Here is a 23,821-nt window from a genome sequence, read left to right on the forward strand (position 1 = left end):
CTGATGAGTTCTGCCACCAGTAAGCCTCCCCGCAGCCGAGGAGGGTGAGCTTTCCCAACAGGCGGAAACCTCTTCGATATGCGATTGCCACAGCGGGCGGAACGATGGGGTCGTCGGCTGGAGCAGGGTGAAGTGTTTCTCCGCGGGCTGGCATTGATACATCCAACAAGTGCTGTTTCCGGGAAAGAGAACATGCTAAAAGAATATCGCGCCGCGAGGGGGCTGTGATGCGTTATCTCCTCACATTCGCGATACTGAGCCTCTTCCTGCCAATCAGGCTCGAGACGGGTTTTGTGTTGCTGCGTCCATTCGAGCTGATCGCCTTGCTGGCGCTCATCCTTGGCGTGGCGACGGGGCGTTGGCGAAATTTGGCTTTTTCAGCCGGTTTTCTGCTGCTCCTGCCCTTCTTCGGCTGGCACATGGTCTCGGCCTTCAGCGTGGACGCGAAGAACGGCCTGCGCGAGCTGTTGCAGATGTCCACCGTGGGCGCCTTTGCGTTCGCCATCGCACAGGAGGCTAGATGGCTCGGGGCGCAGAAGGCCGTCAACATCTTGCTTTTCGGCATGGTGCTGATTCTCGCCTATACGATCTCCTGGCATGTGGCTCATGGCTACTCGGTCGGCTGGAAGCACTTGGCCGACCCAAGGCTCGTATTCACCTTCCTTCCAATTGCGCTCGCGGGACTCCTCCTCTTCGCCAAACGGGCCAAGCGGCGCGCCCTTTGGTTTGCATGGGCAGGGATACTTCCCCTGCTCCTGCTATCCGGGGAACGCAAGGCGTTTTTGATCTTTCTCTTTCTGACCGCTGCGCTTCTGATGCGCGGACGGCTCGCTGCGATGGTACCAGCGATCGCCGCCGGCTTCGTGGGTCTTTTCATGTTATCGACCACGATGGATAACGCCTATGTCGAGAGGCAAATGCAGACCATTCTCGATCCGCTGAGCATGGGGCAATACGAATATCTGGCCGCGACGGGGAAATATGCCCCTGGAGACACCCCGAGCAATGTCCAGCGCGCGTTTGCTTTCACTCTGTCCAGACAACTCATCTCCGAACATCCACTGATGGGCGTGGGTACGAACCAATTCAAGAATATTATCGATACGGATTTCACCGGACTTCCTGGCGAGTTGCGGCTGGGGATACATGGCGAGTTTCAACGCATCCTCACCGAGAACGGCATCATTGGGCTCAGCCTCTATGTTCTCATATGGATTGCTGCATGGTTTCGCTTAAGCCGTACTCTAAGCTGGGCCCTTTCTCACGGATTGATCGGAGCGGCCCAGGCACGGCTTCTGCCCCTCGTGCTCCTTGTTCCTTGCGCCTTTTACGTTGGAACAGAAGCCTCCGGCACACGAGCTTTCGTCACGCTGAGTCTTGTCTCGCTCCTGCCTGAATTGACGCGGCACGGGCTTTGCCTATCATTGCACAGGATGCGGAGGAGCCACCCCAGGAGCATGACACATCCTCGATTTCTCGGGAGCCCCTTGTCAGGAAACACGAGATGAGTGTTTCGGTTGTCCTGACATGCCACAATGAAGAACGCTTCATCGTGCAGGCAGTGGAAAGCGTGATCAATCAGACCGCGTCGAGCCACATCAAAGAGATCATCATTGTCAATGATGGCTCGATGGACGGCTCGTCGGAAGTGATTGCATCGCTGGGTCGCAGGGAGCCGCGCGTACATGTCCTGACGACGGCGGGTATCGGGCCTTCATCGGCGAGGAACCTTGCCATCGGACATGCTACCGGTGATCTTATTGCAATTCTCGACGGCGATGACTTCTGGGCCGAGGACAAGCTTGAGCGTCAATTAGCCGTCTTGGGCAATGGCTGCAAGGCAGGTCTTGTCTATGGTGATCTTGTCGATTTTTCCGCGCCGGATCTGTCCGATGCTCTACACGTCGCCGTGCGCCGCTATCGCGCGGACCAATGCGATACGTTGCCGACATATTTTCTGCTTGACGGGCCGATTGTTCCTTCCAGTATGGTTATGCGGCGGGAGATGGTCGAAGATATCGGGTTATTCAATGAGGCATTCAGGGCTGGAGAGGATACAGAGTTTTGTATGCGCGCAGCCGAGCGTTGGACATTTCAACATGTGGCCGAAGCACTCGTCTATAAACGGCGCCATGGCTCGAATATAACCCGCAGACTCGACGCGCTTCTGCCGGTAGCCGAACGCCTCACGCGAGAATGGGTCATGCGACGGCCGGAACTTACGCACCTCGCGCGTCGGCGCAACGCGCGTTTGTACGCAAAGGCGGGCAATGATTGCGTGGCTCAAGGCGAAAAGAAACGCGGAGCGCGCTTGCTCATTCGCGCGATGTGGCACGATCCATTGTCCTGGCGCGTCTACGTTTACATCCTTCTTTGCGTCCTGCCGAGGGGCGTGGAGCCCCAGGTGCGCCGCGCAGCCAAGCTGTTGTTCTACCGCGCCCTGCGCAAAGGGAGCGGCATTGACGAATATCGGGGCGCTCAGCGCTAGAGGCACAAGGCAATCGGGAACGCTTCCGTATCACATGCGAATTCTTTACTTCATCAACGGCTTCGATCCCGGTGGTGCCGAGCACGGGCTGCTGACTTTGCTGCAAGCAGGATTTTTCAGCGGGCATGAGCTGAAGATTCTAGCCTGTTGCCGTGGTCGCGGGGCTCTTGCCGATGAAATCGCCGCAAAGGTCGGAGAGCACAATCTTATCCTGACGTCGCAGAGCGAAGAGCCTTCCTTGCGCACCTTCGTGAGCACGTTCTTTGTAATGTTACGCCTCATCCGGGAGTGGCGGCCGGATATGGTTGTGTTGTCGCTCAAGCAGGCCAATCTCCTGGGACGATTCGCTGCGATGTTCGCTCCTCGGCTTCGCTGCGTTTCATTCGAGCACATCGCCCGTTACCGCTCCCGGCGTGCCGAAGGCGTTTATGGCCCTGTGCTCAAGGCGCTGTCCTGGCGTGTCGACGAAATCTGGGCTGATTGCGAAAATACGCTCCGGGAGACACAAGCATACTTCCTGCCCCGCAGGCGCCGGTCGCATGTGGTGCCTCTGTTTCGTGCCGATGAGGCTTCCTCCCACAAGCGCGACTACGCGCTTCACACACCCTTGCGCCTTGCTGCAGCCGGACGCCTTATGGCGCGAAAGAATTTTGACCGCCTGATTGAGGCCATCCGAATGCTCCAAGACCGGGGCGTTTCGGCAAGCCTCGATCTTTACGGCGACGGGCCGGAACGGCAGGCGCTTTCGCGCAAGGCGGATGAGCTCGGCATTGGAGATCGCGTGCATTTCCATGGCTATGTCGCGCGCTGGTCCGAGCTAGCCTGTGATCGTGACATGTTCATCAACCTGTCCGATACGGAAGGGTTCTGCATCGTCGTCGCCGAGGCGATGCTTGCCGGCCTTCCGGTTATCGCGACCGACGTCGGCGGTATCCGGGATTACGGCAAGCATGGAGAGAATATGCTGAAGCTTACTGTTTCCTCAGCGGAGATGGCGGTAATGCAAGCATTGGTGTTGGCGGGCGATGAAACGCTCTGCAATAGGATTGGAATGCAGGCACGACAGGATATGCTGGAGGCCTATTCGCAGGGTGCTTTGCGTGTCCGCGCTACGGCGGTGTTGGGTGGCGGAATGTAAGGACCGGCAAAGGACTGGCGACCAGGATAGCCGGGCCGATCGTGAATTTTGACGGCTCGGCATCGCACCTGTCTGACATGGTTCTCGACCTGGCGCCTCTCCCAGCCCGATGCCAGCGCTCGGGATTGTATTGCCGGTCCTTGCCGACGAACACCATCTCCACCGCCATATTCAGGCGAACGCCCGGTCATGCTCGTCGAACACCATTTCCTGAATCTGGCGCGGATAAGCCGTCGTCATTCTCGGCATTCGAGGAGTTTGTCCGTCAAAGCCCTCCTTGGGCTATCTGCATAAGACAAAAAATGCTTGCTCCACAACTAAGTCTGGTAATACTGATTATAACGTTCACTGTAAAATTCGGCACTGCCGAACTTTTGATACAGCTTGATTCTTTTGAGATCGACCTTGTTAAGCAGAACGCCAATACATTTATCCGCAAGGATCGGATTGTTGTTGAGGCTTTCGCGCACGAATGTACGAGCGGTCACGCCCCATTCAACAACCAGAATAAGGCCGTCGAGGTGCTGGACAAAGGACCTCACGTCCGCGACTGGAGCCAACGGGGGCAAATCAACGACGACGTAATTGAACGTAGAGCCCGCCTTGAGCAGAAAGTCGCCCATTTTCTCGATAGGCTGCACGCTCTTTGCGAGCTTTTGTTGGCTCTGGTTCACGCCGGGCAGGAACCGCAATGGCAATGACTGATGGGCCAGCAAATCTCTCGCGTTGAACTGTCCAGCCAACAAGTTGGCCAGGCCTCGTTCCCAGCCGTTGGCTAACATAGGGGACAAGCCCGGATTGTGGATGTCGGCATCGATCAACAGCGTCCTACAATGCTGCATAGCGAGAACCATCGCAAAATTAGCCGCGACCAGAGACTTCCCTTCTCCCGGGAGGCAGGAAACGATGCCGATCGCCTTGGTGCTCTTCCCTGGTAACTCGACATCAACAGCGACTTTCACCGTTCGCATCGCTTCAGCGAATTCCGAGCGCGGATGTTGCTCTACCCAGTTGAAAGCGCTGTTCCCCACCTCGATGAATGACGGCTCTTCGGTCGCACGATCACGCTTGTTTCGGCGAATTGGCTTTCCGTCCAGCAACGGGATCATTCCGAGCGTGTCAAGTCCGAGCTCATCGCGCACTTGACCCCTCGTGCGGAAAAAGCGCTCCCGGTACTCTCGAACTCCGCCCACACCGGCGCCAATCATGCCGCCGAGCACGACGCAGACCGCCAACGAAAGACGGCTGTTCGGAGAACTCGGGCTGCTGGGGTATGGTGCCTCCGAGATAACCCGCGCCTCCGTCAACGCCATCGAAAAGTTCTGCAGGCTCGCTTGGTACTGCTGCAGGACCTGTTCATATTGCGACTTGAGAGAGGACGCCTCAAGTTCGAGCTGGCTCAAGGTAACCAGCGTTTCCTTGGTCAGCGTATTGTCTGTTCGGAACCTGTGGACTGCGAGCTCGGCGTCGACCGATCGCTTCCGCACTGTCTCGAGCTCTTCCGCCAGTGCACTGCGAGCTCGGATAATCGACTCATCTTTGGCTCCGACTTGGTCAGAGATATAGATTTCCGCATACTTATTGGCTATTTTTTGCGCCATTTCAGCGCTAGGCGACCAAAATTGGACTTGCAGAATGTAAGAATTGCCTACACGCTCTACCGTTATATTCTCAGCCAGAATGTCAAATGCCTGCCACCGAGGATCGGGTCCTCGCGCCGCACTCGATTTCGCCGGCGCTCCGCTTTCGTCGGAACTGCCGATGAATGACCGCACCACCCGAGCGACCGATCCTGTGAGACTGTTGAGCAACGAATACGGCGCTGACAAGAAAGGGCGATTGGTAGCAAGACCGAGGCTGTCAACGACCTTTAGCCCGATGCGGTCGGAACGCAACAATTCGACCTGGCTCAGCATCATCGGGTCAAGCTGTGTGGAGCTTCCGCTCTCTGTTAACTTCGTCACGACGGAGGGCTGGTCCTTGTCGATCAGGATTCTGGACGTCGACTCGTACAAGGGCACCTCGACCCGAAGATACGCCAACCCCAGCACAAGGCCTACGAGAGCGCAAGTAAGGACGAACCTCAACTGCCGTCGCGCTGCCGCCACGAGTGTTTCGAGATCAATCGTTGCCGGCTGAGGATCGCCAAAAATGAAGGCAGAATCCGGGTGCTGATTTTCAACTTCGCGGAGCATAAGCCTTCAAACCCGTGGGATGAAACTGGCAGCGTATAGGTAGTGACAAATACTATACCACATTGTCTGACTGTCTCGAAATTCAGTATCGACGCCGGGGGGCCGCTCCTCGCCAAAGACGCAAAATCTTAACCTCGGATTGCAATAAATGAAACTCACGCGGCCCATGCTGTCTGCAATTCCGCTACACGTCTGCGATCCAATTAAAGGAAGAAATCGGGTCGTATTGCCAAATGGCAAAACATCTGAGCAAGAGATTCCGGGCCTAGGTTGAGCCTGTCCTGCGGAAACAGGGACGTCGATTGGAATGACTCGTCGATCACCGCCGCGCGATATCGATCACCGTAAGAGTTCTGGGCGCATTTGGCGCCTCGCGGAACACCTCTCAGGTGCCCGAATAAGACAGGTTGCAGTCACATTTTGTATCGTGATGTGGGGTGTCATCCTGCTGATCGTCCTAATCTAAACAGCCAGAGCCCTATAAAGGCGGAGAGTGGTCCACCTTATTCACTAAGTGGCTCGGCAGTTGCTCCCTTTCGGACTCATCGCGTGGGGTATTTGGCTTCGGAATCACGGATTCTTTGGAGACCGAGCGCCACACTAGCAGCATGACAGCAACAAAGTACCCAATCTGTATCAAGACCCCACAAATTAACGTTTGGACAAACGTACTCCAGAGCGAGGCGGTAAGCAAATATATACTGATGGCGAATGCCGACAGTACTATGATAAAGCCGCGCAAAAAAAGCAAAAAGGACATCGCCGTCCCACTCGCAGCCGCTCGCGCGACGCGCTCCTTGGCTGTTCAGCCCTCAACGCGTTGACCATCATAACATATCGGAACGGGTTAGAGCGATCAAATATTAGGAGATGCGAATAAAAACCCAACCTTTGCCAAGACGCTTTCGGCGGATATGGCGGCCGCGCCCCATGCGACCAATGCCACTCAGGCCTTCCTTCTTGTGCTCGCGCAGATGGCCAGCGTTTCGACCAAATGGCCGAAGCCCTTGCTCGATGCCTGGTCGACCATGAGCAGGTAGCGCGCGACCGGTCGCTCGCTGGTCGGCGGTGTCGCTCCCGATCGGCCATGCGATGGCCACGTCAGCCATAACGCTTGCGGCTCCATGACTGCGCCAGGTTGACGATCAAGAGCATCAAGAATGACAGCACCATCATGATCGCTGCAATCGCGGTTGCCGCCGGATAGTTGTATTCCTCCAGCCGGATGATGATCAGCAGTGGCGCGATCTCGGATTTGTAGGGCAGATTGCCGGCGATGAAAATGACCGAGCCGTACTCGCCGACACCGCGTGCGAAGGCCAGTGCAAAGCCGGTGATGATGGCCGGCGCGAGGCCCGGAAACAGGATGCGGGTGATGATCTGAAAACGGCTGGCGCCAAGCGTGGCGGCGGCTTCCTCCACCTCCTTGTCGATCTCCTCCACGATCGGTTGGACAGTGCGCACTACGAAGGGCAAGCCGATGAAGACCAGCGCAATGACGATGCCGAGCGGTGTATAAGCGACCTTGATCCCGAGCGGCGCCAGCAATTTGCCGATCCAGCCGTTCGGTGCATAAAGCGTGGTCAGCGCGATGCCGGCCACCGCCGTCGGCAGTGCGAAGGGCAGGTCGACCATGGCATCGACGATGCGGCGGCCCGGAAAGCAGTAGCGCACCAGCACCCAGGCGACGATCGTGCCGAAGACGACGTTGACGGCGGCGGCAATGAAGGCGGTACCGAAGCTGATTTCAAGCGCGTTGATAGTACGGCGATCGGTGACGATCGCCCAGAAGTCGGTCCAGCCGAGCGCCGCCGAGCGCCAGATCAGCCCGGACAGGGGAATGAGGATGATGAGGGTGAGGTAGGCAAGCGAGAAGCCGAGCGTCAATCCGAAACCCGGAATGACGCTCGGCTGTCTGAACCGCCACCGCGCGGCGACGGCGCGAGCGATCGTCATGATACCCTGTTGCCCATTGGGTCAGCTTGCAGATCTGGTCGAAGATGCCTTCCTCCGCGAAGTGATAGCGCCGGACGTGTGGCACTTGGCTGAAAAGCGCGGTTCATCGGTCGATGTAGCCGTGATGCGCGAGATAGTTGATAACCTGTTCGGCCAGCTCCTCCGACGCGCTCACCCCTGCCGCCAGCACAATTTCCGGCAACTCTGGCTCTTCATAGGGGCTGTCGATGCCAGTGAAATTTTTAAGCCGACCTAGACGCGCTCTCTTGTACAGTCCCTTTGGATCCCGTTTCTCGGCGACGTGGAGAGGTGTATCCACGAAAATCTCGACATACTCTCCCGCAGCAAACAGCTCTCGGGCCATTTTGCGCTCGGCCCGGAACGGCGATATGAACGACGCCAAGACAATCAAGCCGGCGTCGACCATCAATTTCCCCACCTCACTGGCGCGCCGCAGGTTCTCGACACGGTCCGCATCCGTGAAACCAAGGTCACGGTTGAGGTCGTGGCGAACGTTGTCACCGTCGAGAAGATATGTGTGCCGCCCCATTGAGACGAGGCGCTTTTCTACCAGGTTAGCAATCGTTGACTTGCCCGCCCCCGAAAGACCGGTAAACCACAAGATGACCGGTTTCTGACCTTTCAGGCGCGATCGTATGGATTTGTTTATCTCCACTGCCTGCCAGTGAATATTGGATGCGCGACGCAGGGCGAAAACAATCATTCCAGCACCGACCGTCTGGTTTGACAGCCGATCAATCATGATGAAGCCGCCCATAACGCGGTTGGACGAATACGGCTCGAACGCGATCGGCTCCCGCGTCGACAGGTTAACTGCGCCGATCTCGTTTAGGTGGAGCGTCTTGGCCGCCAATTTTTGGAACGTATTCACGTCGACCTTGTGCTTTATCTCCATCACGCTTGCACCCACAGTGCGCGAGCCAATCTTGAGATAATAGGTCCGCCCTGGGATGAGCTCGTCGTCGCTCATCCAGATCACGTGGGCCGAAAACTGATCAGAAACCTCGGGGCGACTGGCAGCTGCACAGACGATGTCACCACGCGAAACATCAATTTCGTGTTCCAGAACCAAGGTAATCGCTTCGCCAGCCGCCGCCCATTCGTGCTGGCCGTCATAGGTGATGATCGACTTGACCCTGGACGTGCAGCCGGACTGTGCGACAACGACTGGATCCCCAACGTTGACCACGCCACGTGCGATTGTTCCCGAATAGCCACGGAAGTTCAAATTCGGTCTATTGACCCATTGCACCGGCAACCGGAATGGGCCGGCTGTTTCATCGCGGACCACATCGACGGTTTCGAGGTGCTCGATGAGCGTCGGCCCTTCATACCACGCCAACCTGGCGCTCCGCTCCGCCACGTTGTCGCCAAAGCGTGCCGACATCGGAATGGAGAGTAACGTTTTGAAGCCAAGGTCCGCGGCGAAGGTCTGATAGTCAGCGCCAATCCGATCAAAGGCCTTCTGGGAGTAATCCACCAGGTCGATCTTGTTGATTGCGGCAACGAGGTGCTTGATCCCAAGCAGCGACGCGATGAAAGTATGGCGGTGCGTCTGCTTGAGGACCCCCTTCCGCGCGTCGATGAGAATGACGGCAAGCTCGGCATTCGACGCGCCTGTCGCCATGTTGCGCGTGTATTGCTCATGGCCAGGCGTGTCAGCGACAATGAACTTGCGGCGATGGGTCGAAAAGAATCGATAGGCGACATCGATGGTGATGCCTTGTTCACGCTCCGCTTCCAGACCGTCCACCAGAAGCGCGAAATCGATGTCATCTCCAGTTGTTCCGTGCTTACGAGAATCGCGTCTCAGACCCGCGAGTTGATCCTCAAAAAGCAGTTTGGCATCGTAAAGCAGGCGTCCGATCAGTGTTGATTTTCCGTCATCGACACTTCCGCACGTCAGGAAGCGAAGCAGGTCCTTGCTTTCATGGCGCTCCAGGTACTGGCTGATCGCTGCGGGGTCTATCGGTATCGCGTTCATCAGAAGTATCCCTCCCGCCTCTTTTTTTCCATCGCCCCTGACTCGTCGTGATCGATTAGACGCCCAGAGCGCTCGGACGTTCGAGAAAACAGCATCTCGTAGACGATCTCCGCAACCGTCGACGCATCCGATTCAATTGCGGCGGTCAGCGGGTAGCAACCCAAAGTGCGAAAGCGCACCATTCTCATTTCCGGTATTTCGTTGGGCTCAAGCGGCAGCCGGTCATCATCAACCATTATCAGCACGTCCTGGCGCCACACGACCGGACGCTTGGCCGCGAAATAGAGCGGAACGACGGGAATGTTTTCCTTCAGGATGTACTGCCAAATGTCGAGCTCGGTCCAATTGGAAAGAGGGAACACACGGATGGACTCCCCATGACGAATCCGCCCGTTGAAAACATTCCAGAGTTCCGGGCGCTGGGTCTTCGGATCCCAGTTGTGATTTTCCGTTCGAAAGGAAAAGATGCGCTCCTTGGCTCGGCTTTTCTCCTCATCGCGTCGAGCCCCGCCAAACGCTGCGTCGAATTTATACTTGGTCAACGCCTGCTTGAGTGCGTCGGTTTTCATAACGTTTGTGTAAGTGGAAGAGCCGTAAGTGAACGGGTTGATCCCTTCCTTCAAGCCCTGCATGTTGGTATGGACGATCAGATCCATGCCCGCGCACTCGGCAGCATCATCACGGAACTGAATCATCTGCTTGAATTTCCAAGTCGTATCGACGTGAAGTAGCGGAAAGGGCGGGCGCGACGGAAAGTACGCCTTGAGCGCCAAATGCAACATTACCGACGAGTCTTTGCCGATCGAATAGAGCATTACCGGGTTTTGAAATTCCGCCGCAACCTCGCGGAAAATGTGGATTGACTCTGCCTCAAGTCGCTTAAGGTGGGTCAATCTTCCGCTGGAGACGAAGGGGGTTCCATTCGTGGCCACCATATCGTGCAGCATCTCACGCTTTCCCTCTTCACGATCCTCCATCGACAGAGCGAGGCGTGCTTTTCATCCGCGGTGTGCTCGTGGAGCAATCGGGGACTACACCGAGCCTCTGACCCCAATTTTTCCGACGTAGAATTCTGCGTCGCCGCAAGCGACAAGATTTGCAAAATCGACATCTGATCGTTGGCGCCCCCTTTTTGTAGGTCCCTCGAGATTAAGGACGATGCCACCAGCAACTCGAAGGACTGCGTCGCCAGCCGCCGTGTCCCACTCCATGGTTCTGCCTGGCCGGGGATAGGTGTCCGTCTCACCTGCCGCTACACGCCAGAGCTTCAGCGATGGCCCTGAGGGAACGGCGCAAACCATATGGTCCATTATGTCGATCCCGTCCAACTCTTCCGCCTGTGCGACTTTTGTACCGAGCTTTACCTGGGATAAATGAGTCATATCGGCGACACTCGCTGTGACCGCGGACACAGTGAACTCGATATTTTCATGACAGGTTGGAGCAGCTGATATGCTGCTCGATCCGCAACTGCTCGATCCACTAAATGCGTTGCGACCAGGGGCTGAATTGGTTGGTTATGTGTATGACTGTCAGCCGTTCGAACACACGAGAGCGCGAATGTTGAATAGATCGGTGCGCTGGCGAGCAGGCAGCTGCGCCGCGCTCGCATGCTTGTTTCTCTTGTTCGTCTACGCGAATCTGTCGAATGGCCCTGCCCTAGCACAGGAGTACAACGTCGACGAGTACCGTCTGCAGCCTGGCGACGTGATCGGCTTCGCGGTCATAGGCTATCCCGAGATGCAAAAGCGAGCTGTGATCGACCAGAGCGGTATAATTGTCTTGCCGGTCTTGGGCCCCCTAAAGGTTCGCCAGAAGACAATAGAGGATGTTCGCAAGGAGGTAATCGAGGTCCTAAAACCGAAGTCCCTTCCGCAACGATCCGCCGACGGTACTGAAAATTGGACCGGTTTCTATCCAGATCAGATTATAATTGATATTGAGGAATACCGACCGGTCTATATCGACGGGGATATTGCCTCTCCTGGGACTCAGGCCTTCCGACCAGGAATGACTGTGCGACAAGCTGTGGCTGCTGGCGGCGGCTATAAGCTCGGTCGCGGCGAGGTTGGAAACCCTGAATTGACAGCAGCGGACCTTGGCGGCCGCCTCTACGTTCTGCGCATCAAGTATCAGGAAAGCCAAATCAAGGCTGCTCGCATAGAGGCGCAGCTGAGCGGCGCCAGGGCGATTGAGGTTCCGGAGGCAGAACGTGACCCGAGCCTCGAACCCCGTCGCGACGAAGCTTTGCAGCAGGAACAGAAGCATCTTGAAGCTGTCTATGTGGATCAGGAGAAGGAGCGCGCTTCAATCAAGTTGGCCACGACCAAGGCGGCGGAACGGATGGGCTACCTGAAGGAGCAGCAGCAGGCGGATCAAGCGGGAGCGGCAGCGGATGTGGCGGAACTTGATCGCCGCAAGAAACTCTTCGAAAAAGGTCTGATTCAGATCACGATGGTCAACGATGCTCAACGCGCAGTGCTCTTGTCAGCGACCCGCGCTTTGCAAACCAACGCTGAGATCTCTCGACTTGAACGCGACCAAGGGGAATTGCAGCGCAGCCTTGAGAAGCTTACCGACCAGGGTCGAATTACCCTGTTGGCTGACTTGCAGACTGAAAGCGCGGCGATGATGGAAATGCGCGCTGAGATGGATTCATTGGCCAAACAAATCGCCTACGTGAGGCAGCTGCGCAGCGACCTTTTGGCCGAAGGGGGCCGCCGGGCTATGATGGGTGTAACCCGTTCCAATGACGGAAAGGCAGCGACGATCGAGGCGACCGAAGATACTCTGCTCGCTCCGGGTGACACCATCACAATTACGCTACAGGCCCCACCAGGAGCGGCGGTCGCGAACTAACTGATTAAATATTGCTACGGCGTTCATCGTCACACCTCCCCTGCCAAAAGGAGGACGAAGCCCGCAAGCTGCTGCCGGCGCCGGAGCACTTGAAGTGGACGACGGCCCGGGACTTGGTTCCGCCTTTTTACGCGGAGATAGAGCCCACCGCCGTCGCTATATCGGTTTCAGCTCCTTGGCGCGAATAGTAGTTTCGGCTAATATATGCGTGAACGACCGATCCCAGCAACTCTGTGCCGAGGTTGCGGCGGATAGCAGCAAACGAAGAATGCTGAAAAGCAAAGAGATTCAGTGGTTTTTTTTGCGGACGCCTGCACACACCAACGGAGAAGGGTTTGGATGACACTCCGTCCGTCAATCTCTCGTCAGGTCTTTGCGAACTTCAGGCTGCCTGATTGGCTGATTGATATCTCGTCCAAAAATCATTTCTGGCCAATCTGGGGGCGATCGCAATTCTCTTCCTTCGGGCGCGACTAGGGATGGCGGATTTGCCAGGCAATTCACAGCACTCTGCCCACACGCTCGTGGCGGTTATTATCCCTGCCTACAACGCAGAGCCATTCATCGAGCGTACCTTGGCGTCCGTGCTCGCCCAAACGCATAAAAACATGGAAATAATAGTCGTTGACGATGGTTCGACCGACGCAACAGCATCGATCGTTCGACGACTGGCTGATGGCGACGGGCGCATCAAATTGCTCCAACAGAAGAATGGTGGCGTCGCGTCGGCGCGGAATGCGGGGGTGCGGGCAAGCAAAGGCATCTTTATAGCGCCTGTAGACGCCGATGATCTCTGGCACCCGACCAAGCTCGAAAAGCAGCTGCGTGTTTTCGCTGCGGCTGGCAATGATCTAGGGCTTGTCTACACACTTTACCGGACGATTGACGCCGATGATATGGTGATCATCACGCCGAAGCAGACGCATCCAAATGGATGGGTGTTCATGCAGCATCTCGGAAAAAATTTCATCAGCAACGGCAGTTCGGTGATGTTTCGGCGCGATGTTCTCTTCGAAATGGGTGGCTACTCCTCGCGACTGCGCGAGAGCGGTGCAGAGGGTTGCGAGGACTTCTTCATCCAACAGAGCATTGCCTCCAAATACCGTTTCGGCGTCGTTGAGGAGCATCTTGTCGGATACCGCCGAACGCCAGGGAATATGTCGGCAGATTTCGTGCGAATGCTCATCTCGCGTCGGATAGTGCTCGAGAGCGTACTTGCCCGCTGCACAGAGGCGGTGAAGCCGGTCCTGCTGGATGCGATCTTCCGCACCGATGTCGAGATTGCCAAGCTTGGGCTGATGACGCGCCGATTTGCTGCTGTCGCCAGGAACTGCACCAAAATGCTCTGGCGATCACCTGTGCAGTTCGCGAAACTCGTTGCCGCATTTGCGGCCATTTTCCTGCGCGAGGTGAAGCGAGCACTTCCCCAACCGGAAAGCGAGGACCGCAGCTCAGGGGAAAACGGCTCGGAGATCGGAAGAAATTTTTGGAACTACTCTATTCATGAGTTTGCGGATTCCGCCGAGAAAGCCGACTACCGCGTGGTGCTCAGCAATCTTGCAGTAATGGACGAGAAGCTTGGGCCAAGCGGAGCCTATTTGACGCGGCTTCCCGAAGAAGGGACGCTTGCAATGCCCAACGAGGACACGAATTCGGACAGCCTATGTCCCCTTCGAGACATGAGATGAAGAAGCTGTTGCTGGCTGGAGGAGCAGGATTCATCGGGTCGCACCTGGTCGACCGGCTTCTCAAAAGAAACGATTTGGACATGCTGGTTGTGGTCGACAGCCTATGGACCGGCAGAGCAGAAAACGTTGGTCATATCCGAGATCAACGCCTAATGCTGGTCCGCTCCGAGGTGGAGCATTTCAAATCCGATTTCCAATTCGACGAGATCTTTCATCTTGCCTCGCCCGCGTCGCCGCCGGTCTATATGCGGGAGCCCGAGCGTACCGTCTCAGCAAATCTAATTGGCGCTATGCGGCTCTTGAAGCTGCTCAAAAAGGATGGGCGAATCTGCTTTGCGTCGTCCTCGGAGGTTTATGGAAATCCGTTGGTCAACCCGCTGCCCGAGACGTATCGGGGGTCAGTGGACTGTACGGGCCCGCGCTCTTCCTACGACGAAGGCAAGCGCTGCACCGAGGCGCTCCTCTTCGAAAGCAACCGTGTCCGCGGCGTCGATGTGCGGGTTGCCAGGCTCTTTAACGTCTACGGCCCGCGCACCCGAGCCGATGATGGGCGTGCTGTTTCCAACTTTATCGCCAATGCGTTGGCCGGCAAGCCGATCGTTGTCCATGGTGATGGTCTCCAAACCCGCAGCTGGGGTTATGTCGACGATATTGTCGATGGGCTCGAACGGCTGTTCTGGCTGGAGAACTTCAATCATGTGGGAGCAGTCAACGTAGGAAACGACCGGGAAATTTCGGTGCTTGAGATCGCGCAGTATGTTGCGGGCCTCGTTCCCGGAACGACCATTGTTCATGGTGAGCCGGCGCCGCAGGATCCGACCAACCGGCGTCCTGACCTGACCCTATGCCGAAGAATCCTGCCGGGGTGGTCGTGCAAAGTGCCCTATGAAGAGGGTCTCGTGCGCACATTGCGCTGGTTTGAGGCCAATGGTGGAATTGCGGAAATGAGGGCAACTCACGCGATCTAGAGCCAGCAATGATCGGCGTGATCTGAGATAGGCGGGCGGCATGCACTGCGGAGCGGAAGGTGAATGAGTCAACGGTTCGCGTGACCGTCCTTATTGTCACTTACAATCACGCACGCTACGTGGCGGCTGCAATCGACAGCGCTCTCATGCAAGAGGCCGATTTCGGTGTCGAGATATTGATCAGTGAAGACTTTTCGACCGACGGAACCCGGAAGATTGTCGAGCGATATGTTTCCAACCATCCTGAAAGGCTGTCGGCGATCTATTCCGGCAGTAATGTGAGATCGAACGAAGTCGTCGCGAGAGGACTCCGGATGGCGCGTGGGCGCTACGTCTCGATCCTCGATGGCGACGACCTGTGGACATCCACGACCAAGCTGAAAGATCAGGCGGCCCATCTCGACGCGCACCCGGAACTCTCCGCAATATTCTACAATGCAGTCGTGGCGGATGGCGATGAGTTCACATCGACGCGGTGGACGCGGGCGGACCAGAAACCCATCGTGACGCAAAGGGATATCTGGGAAGGCAATCCTTTCGCGACTTGCGCCGGCATGATGCGAACCGCGTGCGTTCGAAATGTGCCGTGGTGGTATGCTGATTTCTTTCCGATTACTGACTGGCCGCTGTATGTGCTTTGCGCAAGGACAGCAGATCTCGCTTTTGTCGACGAGGTAGCAGGTGTCTACCGTCTGCATCCGGGCGGACTCATATCGGCACTGCCAAACCGACCCAAGCTGGATGCGATCGAAGGATTCTACCGGCGCATGGCGCAGGTCATGGACACGCAGGGGGTAAATTCTGCCCGCGGCGGCTGCTCCCGCTACTTCTATGAATGGTCAATGCGGTATCTGGTAGAAGGCGATTTGCCATCGGCCAGATCGTGCTTCCTGCGGAGCCTTCGCAGCGGTGGCATCGGACGTGACGTGGCCAAACGCGACATTGTCAGGTTGGGGCTGCACCTGCTGAAGTCCTCGGTGCTCCAGAGATGACGGCGGTCCGTGACTTCGAGTATCGCGATCCGATCTCGCCGTTGCCACGGGAGGCTGCTCGCCCGAAATGGTCAGTGATGATCCCCGCCTATAATTGCGCCTGCTTTCTTGCCGCAACGCTGGAAAGTGTGCTGGCGCAGGACCCCGGCCCGGCTCAAATGCAAATCGAGGTGATTGACGACTGTTCTTCCGATGATCCGCAAAGAGTCTTGAATGAAATCGGTGGAAACCGCGTTGGCTTTTTCCACCAGCCGCAAAATCTAGGGCATATCGGCAACTTCCATACCTGCCTGGATCGTGCCAAGGGCGAACTCGTACATCTCCTGCACGGCGACGACGCCGTCCGCCCCGGCTTCTACGAATTGCTCGGACGAGGCTTCGATGCGGACCCGAGTACAGGCGCGGCATTCTGCCGGGCGATCTTCATGGATGCCCACGGACAGGAGCTGTCGATCCCGCCTGTAATGCAGTCAAGCCCCGGACGGCTCGAGAATGCGGCGGCTCGACTGGCGTTGGAACAGCACATCATGACGCCATCAATCGTGGTGCGCCGCGCGGTCTACGAAGAACTCGGCGCCTTCGACCGGCGGCTCAAATGCAGTGAAGACTGGGAGATGTGGGTCCGCATCGCTTCTCAATTTCCTGTCTGGTACGAACCGCAGGCCCTTGCACTTTATCGGATGCACCCCCAATCGAACACAGGGCGCCATATCCGAAGTGCCGAGGACATGGCCTACACGCGAATGGCGATCGATATTTTCAAGAGCTATCTTCCAACCGAGCTTGCGGACGATGTCGCCGCGTCGGCCCGCCGGACCTATGCGCTAAGCGCTCTCGAGACTGCGCGGCGACTGTTCGGCGCCGGCGATTGGGCTGGATGCTTGGCGCAGATGAGCGAAGCGTTCCGCTTCGATCCCTCACTCAAGACAATTGGTCGTATGCTGCGGCTCGTTGCAAGACAGGGAGGCAGGATTGTCCATCCTAGTTGAAACCGCGCAGCGGCCTGCAGGACTCCGGGAAGATGAACCGGTCCGGCTCGTTTTGGCCGGATGTGGAGCCGTCACAAGGCTCTACTATGCGGAAGCGCTTTCACGCCTTCAAAGCAGAGGCCAAGTTGCAGTCGCGGGGATATTCGATCCAGATGCGAAGCAGGCCGCACTCGTTCAGGCGCGACTGCCCTCAGCCAAGGTTGCGGCCAGTTTCGACGGCCTTTTGGCTATGGACGCCGATATTGCGATCATTGCTTCGCCACCTGGATATCACGCTGATCAGTCGACACAGGCGTTGGAAGCCGGGATGCATGTTCTGTGCGAAAAGCCGATGGCCACGAGCAGCTCCGAGGCGGCTCGTATCCTTGCGGCAGCGGCAGCCAACAATCTTCATGTGGCAACAGGGCTCGTCAGAAGGCAGTTCCCTGCGACGCGGTCGATAAAGGCCATGCTGGAGGGCGGAATGATCGGACGGTTACGAAGCGTCAGTTGTTTTGAGGGCGGCTCCTTCCAGTGGCCGGTGGCTTCGATGAGCTATTTCAGCTTCGCGGAGTCCGGTGGCGGTGTGCTTCAGGATATCGGCACGCATTGCCTTGACCTCTTGACCTGGTGGTTTGGAGAGCCCGACGAAATCCACTACGCCGATGACGCAATGGGCGGCGTCGAGGCGAACTGCCTTGTCCGGCTGCGTTTTGGCGGCTTCGACGCGACGGTCAGGTTGAGCCGGGATTGGGCTCGCCCGAATCTGTACCGCCTTGAGGGCGAACGTGGCTCGATTTCCTGGACAGTCAATGAGACCGAGACTGTGGAGGTCGCCTTGAATGGAAGTCGCACGACAGGCTGCGTTTCCTTCACCAATGCCGACGGCCGTTCGCGCGATTTTGTCGATGCATTTTGCGATCAGATTTCGGGCTTGGTGGATGCGGTCCGAAATGGGGCCCCCCTTTCCGTGCCGGCCAGTGTTGGGCGCAATGTGGTCGATCTGGTCGAAGGATGCTATGCCAGACGGAAACTGATGGACATGCCGTGGCTCGGTCCGGAAGAATTGCTCCATGTCGCTGCTTCCGCCGGGACCAGACAATGACCGGCACTGTTGCAGTGCTTGGCGCCAACGGTTTCATAGGTTGCCGCACCGTGGAGTTGCTGCAACTTTCCGGCTGGGCGAATGTGAGGCCGATCGTTCGCAGGCCGGATGCTTTCGCCAGTCTATCTCGCTTTGCGATTGACGCAATGGTGGCGGATGCGCGTGATATTCAGGCTCTTACCGCTGCCTTTACGGGCTGCCAGTACGTCGTACATGCAGTTGCCGGTGACGCCCGCACGATCGTCGATGCTATCGAGCCCGTCTATCGTGCAGCCACCGCTGCCGGCGTGCTTCGTCTGATCTATCTCAGCAGCGCTTCCGTTCATGGCCAATCGCCCCCGCCCGGGACGGACGAAACGAGCGCGTTGCATGACGATCAGACGATCGAGTACAACAATGCGAAGATTCATGCCGAACGCCGTCTCGGGCAACTGTCACGCGACGGCGCGGTGCAGGTAGTGGTGCTGCGGCCCGGAATTGTCTTTGGCCCACGCTCCAGTTGGACCGGTGGTTTTGCCGACGAGCTCATTGACGGTTCCGCCTACCTGGTGGATGGCGGTCGTGGTATCTGCAACAGCGCCTATGTCGACAATGTCATTCACGCGATCAAGCTCGCCATCGAAGTGCCCGAGGCCTCTGGGCGAACCTATCTGATCGGAGACCGGGAAGAGATCAGTTGGGCAGATCTTTGCCGACCGATCGCCGAGGCACTGGGGTTCGACCTGGCCGCGATTTCGGCTTCAGCGCCATTGTCATTTGCTCCGAGATGGAAACAAGGACTGAAGGAAAGCCAAGGATATCGGCGGCTTGTCGGAAGCCTGCCAAGGCCTGTTCGCAGCGGACTGAAGGCAGGCTATGCCGAGTGGCGGAAGGCAGGACGCAATGCGACCGGTGCGACCACGGCCCCAACGGTCATGGTATCGGAGGAGCGTGCACTTTTGCACCAGTGCCAGACGAAACTTCCATGGCGCAAGGCCGAGCGTGAGCTCGGATACCAGCCTGCCGTCAGCTTCGAGGAAGCATGTCGGCGATCTGTCGGCTGGTTGACCTTTGCCGGCTACCCGACCTGCCGAAACGGAGCGGGTGAGAGATGACCCCCCGCCCCGCTGCATCCAGCGTTTCAGTTGTCATCACGACCTACAATCATGCGCGGTTCCTTGCCGAAGCGATCGACAGCGTCCGCAATCAGACCGTGAAGCCGGATGAGATCATCATTGTGGACGATGGGTCGTCGGACAATCCCGAAAGTGTTGTTCGTCGATATGACGACGTCCACTACATCCGCCAAAAAAACCAGGGTTTGGCCGCTGCCCGTAACACCGGGATGACGGCAGCGCGCGGCGAATTCATTGCCTTCCTGGATGCCGACGACAGACTGCGCCCGGTAGCGCTGGCCACCAATCTTGCCTTGTTTCACGACAATCCCGATTGCGCGTTGGTCTACGGTGCTTTCCGCTACATCGACGAGGCCGGTGCAGTCAGGAATACTGTACCACTGAGGTCGGTGGGCGAGGACCCGTATGCATGCTTCCTGACCGACAACCTGATTGGAATGCATGCGACGGTGCTCTATCGCCGCAGGACATTGGAAGCCGCCGGCGGATTTGACCGGTCACTGCGGGCTTGCGAGGACTACGACGTCTACCTTCGCCTATCTCGGGCGAACAAGGTGGCCTGCATTCCGGAATACCTCGCAGATTACCGTCGCCACGCAACGAATATGTCGAACAGCAATCCGATGATGTTGCGCGCGGCGCTGAAGGTCCTTCGCCGGCAGCGGGACGTCGCGCAGACCAATCCGGATTGGGCGGCCGCCTACCGTCAGGGTGTCGAAAAATGGAAGTGCTATTATACGGACAAGCAACTGGGACAGCTTGGTACAGCGCTTCGGTTCCGCTCTTCACTCGCCGGTCAACTCAGCAGCACTATCGCCGTTTCGCTTGCAGCGCCGTTACAGACCGCTGTGATGCTCCGGCATCGTCTCAGGCGCCGGTCAAGTCGGCACCGCTCGAGCGCCCGGTTCGGTGACCTCGAGCGTACCGTACCCTTCAGCACGGAGTTCGGTTTTGATCGCGGCAAGCCATTGGACCGCCGCTATGTCGAGACTTTCCTCGCGTCCTGTTCGTTGAACATATCCGGAAGGGTCCTGGAGATCGGCGACAACGCCTATACGATGCGTTTCGGAGGCAGTCGGGTTACCGCAAGCGATGTTCTGAACCGATATAACGGCCACCCGTTGACAACCTTCGTGGGTGATCTGGCGAATAACGACGATCTGCCGTCCGAGACCTTCGATTGTATCGTACTCACCCAGACCCTGCACCTTCTTTTCGATCTACCTGCTGCAGTCGCAACCCTGTGGCGGATCCTGAAGCCGGGAGGCGTTCTCCTGATTACAGTGCCTTGGGTCAGCCCGATTGACAGGGGAGAATGGGGCGAGAGCTGGTTCTGGTCGATAACTCCGGCTGCCCTAAGGCGACTTCTGTCGGACAGGTTCGGGGCGAAGAACGTCGAAGTCAGTCACTATGGAAACGCGTATTCTGCTACGGCCTTCCTCTACGGCCTGGCGGAACATGAGCTGAATTCGGCATTACTTGATGTGCACGACCCCTATTGTCCGGTAATAGTCGCGGCGCGGGCTTTCAGGCGATGAGCGGCGCCGTGACAGCGCGTCAAACTGTCAGCAAATTCCTGCGACGGGGGCGCCTGCTTGCCGGTTTCGGTCGACCTATCGTGCTGATGTATCACCGCATCGCAGAACCGCTCGTCGATCCTTGGGAACTCGCGGTTTCGCCGCAAAATTTCGCACGCCAGATCGAACTTCTTACGAAAGCGCGGGACATTGTTCCCCTGCAATGGCTGGCGCAACGGCTTGGGGAGAGACGGTCACCGAGAAATGCGGTGGCAATCACCTTTGACGACGGCTACGCGGATGTCCTCCAAAACGCGGTGCCGATCATGCGGCGTATGAACTGTCCTGCGACTGTCTTCGTCACCACCCATGCGATCACCGATCCCTCAGTGTTCTGGTGGGACATTCTATCCCGCATCATTTTGGAGATGCCTGCTCTCCCGAACACTCTGGAGATCGAGATCGCTGGCCGAAACTATGACTGGCGCGTTTGGGAGGACGCAATGCCGGCGGACTCCAATAACGCGATCAACCGCACGACGCTCCATTTCAACTTGCACGCACTGCTGAAGCCGTTGAGTGCACACGAACGCGAGAAGGCCCTTGAGCGGCTGGCAAGATGGGCAGGAACCGACGCCAGTCCCCGAGGGCGCGATCGCGCCATGACGCATTCGGAGCTGCGGCAGCTCGCCGACACCGATGGCGTTTCGATCGGCGCCCACACCTGTACGCACCCATCCTTGCCGCTACTGAAACGGGACGAGCTTGAACGCGAGATTTCAGGCAGCCGCCAACAATGCGAGGAGATTACAGGACGGCGGGTGGTGGGATTCGCATACCCGTTTGGAGATTTCGATGGCAGCACCGCCAACGCCGTAAGGTCTGCCGGCATAGACTATGCAGTAACTACCCTGCCGCGTGAAGCTGGGCCTCGCGTCGACCCTTACCGATTGCCGCGCGTTACGGTCGCCGATTGGGGTGAAGCTGACTTTCGGCGCATGGTGCTGTGCCATGGCTGACAATTCAGGCGGACAGCCGCGTGTCACGGCAATTATAGTCGTGTTCAATGGTGAGAGTTATCTCCGGGAAGCTGTTGACAGCATTGTAGGTCAAAGCTTCACCGACTGGGAACTCCTCGTTGTCGACGATGGCTCGACTGACCAGTCGTCCGCCATCATACGCGGTTATGAGCAGCGGCTGCCGGGCAAGGTGCGACTATTGTCTCACCATGACAATGGCAATCACGGTATCAGCGCCTCGCGCAACCGTGGACTGACGGAAGCGCGCGGCGCCTACGTCGCATTTCTCGACGCAGACGATGCATGGCTGCCCGAAAAGCTTTCCGAACAGGTCTCTATTATGGAAAGCGATCCGGCGCTCGGCATGATCTATGGCCGGACTCTGATCTGGCATAGCTGGCAAGAGGCTGCTGACCGCGCGGACTTCTACTACCCGCTCGGCGTCGAACCAGACACCCGATACGAGCCTCCCGTGCTGTTTGAGCTGCTACTTCAGAACGAGGTCCAGACGCCGACAACATGCAATGCCCTGATGCGTTCAAGCTTATTCGCAACGCTTGGGGGGTTCGAGAATAGCTTTCGCCTGATGTTCGAGGACCAGACGTTCTTTGCCAAGGCGCTCGCATTCGCGCCCGCCTACGTGTCCGGCCGGACCTGGGCAAAATACCGCCAGCATTCTGAAAGTTGCTCTGTTGCCTGCTCTGAGGCAGGCACTGACGAGGCCGCGCGTATCACGTTTCTCACATGGCTAAATCGCACAATGGCGGATAAGGGCGCCTCTTTCCGCATTCGTTCAGCAATCTGGAAAGCGCTTGCGCGCGAGCGCCGCAAGGTGATCAAGCGAAGTATCAAAGGATGGCTTCGGCGATGACTTCCCTGCCGCGAGTGACGATCATAACCCCCTTCCTCAATGCGGAGGCAACTCTGGGCGAAGCGATCGCCAGCGTCCAAGCCCAGACAGTTGCGGACTGGGAGCTTTTGCTGGTCGACGATGGCTCGACGGATGACAGTGTCAGGATCGCCAATGATGTTGCAGCAACCGATCCTCGGATCAAGGTGCTGAACAGGCCTCCCGGATCCAAGCGTGGCGCGGCGGCAGCGAGAAACGCCGGAATAGAGGCCGGCAGCGGCGATTTGCTTGCCTTCCTGGATGCAGACGATCTGTACGAACCGCATATGCTCCGGACGGTTCTGGCGGCAGCCGATGCCAACCCGGAAGCCGCAATGATCTTCGGGCCGACGAGATGGTGGTATCCAGACGGTGAGCGCCCCGACTGGATCGAGCCGACGGACGGGCTTGCTGGCCGTTTGCATCAGCCCCCGCGGCTTCTAAGGCGACTTCTGCTGATCCAGAACGGTCACGTTCCGTGTACCTGTTCGGTGCTCTTGCGAAGGAGCGCGATCAGCACGGTCGGCGGCTTTGAGGAGCGCTTCGATCTCTATGAAGACCAAGCTCTGTGGGCGAAGCTATTCCTGCGTCTTCCCGTCTTTGTCACGCCTGTAACTCTGGCACGCTACCGGCAGTATTCCGGTTCGACGTCGGCGGCGGCGGCTGAGCGAGGGGTCTACGACGGCATGGGGAAACACCCTGCCCGCGCTGCATTCCTCGACTGGGTCGCGCAACATTTGCAGGAGAGTGGACTGCGAGGCTTCCACGTCCGATGGACGCTGCGGCTGGCGCGTGCGCCCTACGTCGCGCCGCCGACGATTGGAAGCAGGGCCGACCGGCTTATCCTGAAGATCATGATGTGGACAGCAAAGCAACGGCGCCGGATTCGGCGTAAACTCGTGCGTGCTTCAGTTTGAAA

Annotated in this window: 21 protein-coding genes and 1 pseudogene; 14 read left to right on the plus strand and 8 right to left on the minus strand. The window is 57.7% G+C overall.

Features of this window, described 5'->3' with window-relative positions; genetic code table 11:
* Positions 1-227: 227 nt before the first annotated feature.
* From NKH42_RS23155 to NKH42_RS23165, 3 genes are read left to right on the plus strand one after another with little or no spacing between them, the layout of a single operon-like run.
* On the plus strand, positions 228-1,508 hold the full coding sequence (locus NKH42_RS23155; protein ID WP_352507965.1) for an O-antigen ligase family protein: 1,281 nt from the start codon (positions 228-230) through the stop codon (positions 1,506-1,508).
* Positions 1,505-2,488: a glycosyltransferase family 2 protein gene (locus NKH42_RS23160; protein WP_352507966.1), complete on the plus strand. Its 984-nt coding sequence runs from the start codon at positions 1,505-1,507 to the stop codon at positions 2,486-2,488. Before NKH42_RS23155 ends, NKH42_RS23160 begins: the two co-directional genes overlap by 4 nt.
* Positions 2,489-2,522: 34 nt before the next feature.
* Positions 2,523-3,626, plus strand: coding sequence for a glycosyltransferase (locus NKH42_RS23165; protein WP_352974466.1), 1,104 nt, complete (start codon positions 2,523-2,525; stop codon positions 3,624-3,626).
* Between the two features lie 56 nt (positions 3,627-3,682).
* Here the strand turns inward: NKH42_RS23165 and NKH42_RS23170 are convergent.
* The 8 genes and pseudogenes from NKH42_RS23170 to NKH42_RS23205 all read right to left on the minus strand — a co-directional run.
* Positions 3,683-3,857 (minus strand): annotated as a pseudogene (locus tag NKH42_RS23170) (IS21 family transposase); the annotation flags it as partial.
* Between the two features lie 86 nt (positions 3,858-3,943).
* Positions 3,944-5,821 (minus strand): Wzz/FepE/Etk N-terminal domain-containing protein, encoded by a 1,878-nt coding sequence (locus NKH42_RS23175; RefSeq protein WP_352507969.1) that lies wholly within the window; start codon positions 5,819-5,821, stop codon positions 3,944-3,946.
* Positions 5,822-6,299: 478 nt separating this feature from the next.
* The gene (locus NKH42_RS23180) at positions 6,300-6,581 is read right to left on the minus strand and encodes an exopolysaccharide production repressor protein (protein ID WP_352507970.1); all 282 of its coding nucleotides are present in this window, start codon (positions 6,579-6,581) and stop codon (positions 6,300-6,302) included.
* A 103-nt stretch (positions 6,582-6,684) separates the two neighbouring features.
* Complete coding sequence (locus NKH42_RS23185) at positions 6,685-6,930, minus strand: hypothetical protein (RefSeq protein ID WP_352507971.1); 246 nt, start codon at positions 6,928-6,930, stop codon at positions 6,685-6,687.
* Positions 6,923-7,777 carry a sulfate ABC transporter permease subunit CysT gene (gene cysT / locus NKH42_RS23190; RefSeq protein ID WP_352507972.1) on the minus strand — a complete coding sequence of 285 codons (855 nt, stop codon included), beginning with the start codon at positions 7,775-7,777 and terminating at the stop codon, positions 6,923-6,925. Before cysT ends, NKH42_RS23185 begins: the two co-directional genes overlap by 8 nt.
* Before the next feature lie 103 nt (positions 7,778-7,880).
* Complete coding sequence (gene cysN, locus NKH42_RS23195; RefSeq protein WP_352507973.1) at positions 7,881-9,782, minus strand: sulfate adenylyltransferase subunit CysN; 1,902 nt, start codon at positions 9,780-9,782, stop codon at positions 7,881-7,883.
* Positions 9,782-10,729 carry a sulfate adenylyltransferase subunit CysD gene (gene cysD / locus NKH42_RS23200; RefSeq protein WP_352507974.1) on the minus strand — a complete coding sequence of 316 codons (948 nt, stop codon included), beginning with the start codon at positions 10,727-10,729 and terminating at the stop codon, positions 9,782-9,784. The genes cysN and cysD overlap by 1 nt, the downstream gene beginning before the upstream one ends.
* 84 nt (positions 10,730-10,813) lie before the next feature.
* Positions 10,814-11,164 (minus strand): inositol monophosphatase family protein, encoded by a 351-nt coding sequence (locus NKH42_RS23205; RefSeq protein WP_502896165.1) that lies wholly within the window; start codon positions 11,162-11,164, stop codon positions 10,814-10,816.
* A gap of 70 nt (positions 11,165-11,234) precedes the next feature.
* Between NKH42_RS23205 and NKH42_RS23210 the strand changes: the two genes are divergently transcribed.
* The 11 genes from NKH42_RS23210 to NKH42_RS23260 all read left to right on the plus strand — a co-directional run bounded on the left by NKH42_RS23210 (position 11,235) and on the right by NKH42_RS23260 (position 23,819).
* Positions 11,235-12,641, plus strand: coding sequence for a polysaccharide biosynthesis/export family protein (locus tag NKH42_RS23210; RefSeq protein WP_352507975.1), 1,407 nt, complete (start codon positions 11,235-11,237; stop codon positions 12,639-12,641).
* A gap of 446 nt (positions 12,642-13,087) precedes the next feature.
* Positions 13,088-14,329: a glycosyltransferase family 2 protein gene (locus tag NKH42_RS23215; RefSeq protein WP_502896171.1), complete on the plus strand. Its 1,242-nt coding sequence runs from the start codon at positions 13,088-13,090 to the stop codon at positions 14,327-14,329.
* Positions 14,326-15,297, plus strand: a complete 972-nt coding sequence (locus tag NKH42_RS23220; protein WP_352507977.1) for an NAD-dependent epimerase/dehydratase family protein — start codon at positions 14,326-14,328, stop codon at positions 15,295-15,297. The genes NKH42_RS23215 and NKH42_RS23220 overlap by 4 nt, the downstream gene beginning before the upstream one ends.
* A 59-nt stretch (positions 15,298-15,356) precedes the next feature.
* Positions 15,357-16,289, plus strand: coding sequence for a glycosyltransferase family 2 protein (locus NKH42_RS23225; protein WP_352690516.1), 933 nt, complete (start codon positions 15,357-15,359; stop codon positions 16,287-16,289).
* Positions 16,286-17,278, plus strand: coding sequence for a glycosyltransferase family 2 protein (locus NKH42_RS23230; RefSeq protein WP_352755219.1), 993 nt, complete (start codon positions 16,286-16,288; stop codon positions 17,276-17,278). The genes NKH42_RS23225 and NKH42_RS23230 overlap by 4 nt, the downstream gene beginning before the upstream one ends.
* A 52-nt stretch (positions 17,279-17,330) precedes the next feature.
* Positions 17,331-18,362, plus strand: coding sequence for a Gfo/Idh/MocA family protein (locus NKH42_RS23235; protein ID WP_352755270.1), 1,032 nt, complete (start codon positions 17,331-17,333; stop codon positions 18,360-18,362).
* Positions 18,359-19,456: an NAD-dependent epimerase/dehydratase family protein gene (locus tag NKH42_RS23240; protein WP_352905594.1), complete on the plus strand. Its 1,098-nt coding sequence runs from the start codon at positions 18,359-18,361 to the stop codon at positions 19,454-19,456. Before NKH42_RS23235 ends, NKH42_RS23240 begins: the two co-directional genes overlap by 4 nt.
* Positions 19,453-21,015: a glycosyltransferase gene (locus NKH42_RS23245; RefSeq protein ID WP_352755224.1), complete on the plus strand. Its 1,563-nt coding sequence runs from the start codon at positions 19,453-19,455 to the stop codon at positions 21,013-21,015. Before NKH42_RS23240 ends, NKH42_RS23245 begins: the two co-directional genes overlap by 4 nt.
* Positions 21,012-22,013 (plus strand): polysaccharide deacetylase family protein, encoded by a 1,002-nt coding sequence (locus NKH42_RS23250; protein ID WP_352507983.1) that lies wholly within the window; start codon positions 21,012-21,014, stop codon positions 22,011-22,013. Before NKH42_RS23245 ends, NKH42_RS23250 begins: the two co-directional genes overlap by 4 nt.
* Positions 22,006-22,884 (plus strand): glycosyltransferase family 2 protein, encoded by an 879-nt coding sequence (locus NKH42_RS23255; RefSeq protein WP_352507984.1) that lies wholly within the window; start codon positions 22,006-22,008, stop codon positions 22,882-22,884. Before NKH42_RS23250 ends, NKH42_RS23255 begins: the two co-directional genes overlap by 8 nt.
* On the plus strand, positions 22,881-23,819 hold the full coding sequence (locus tag NKH42_RS23260) for a glycosyltransferase (RefSeq protein ID WP_352755225.1): 939 nt from the start codon (positions 22,881-22,883) through the stop codon (positions 23,817-23,819). Before NKH42_RS23255 ends, NKH42_RS23260 begins: the two co-directional genes overlap by 4 nt.
* The last annotated feature ends 2 nt before the right edge of the window (positions 23,820-23,821 follow it).

This window comes from Mesorhizobium sp. M1142 (assembly GCF_040318565.1).
Classification (GTDB): domain Bacteria; phylum Pseudomonadota; class Alphaproteobacteria; order Rhizobiales; family Rhizobiaceae; genus Mesorhizobium.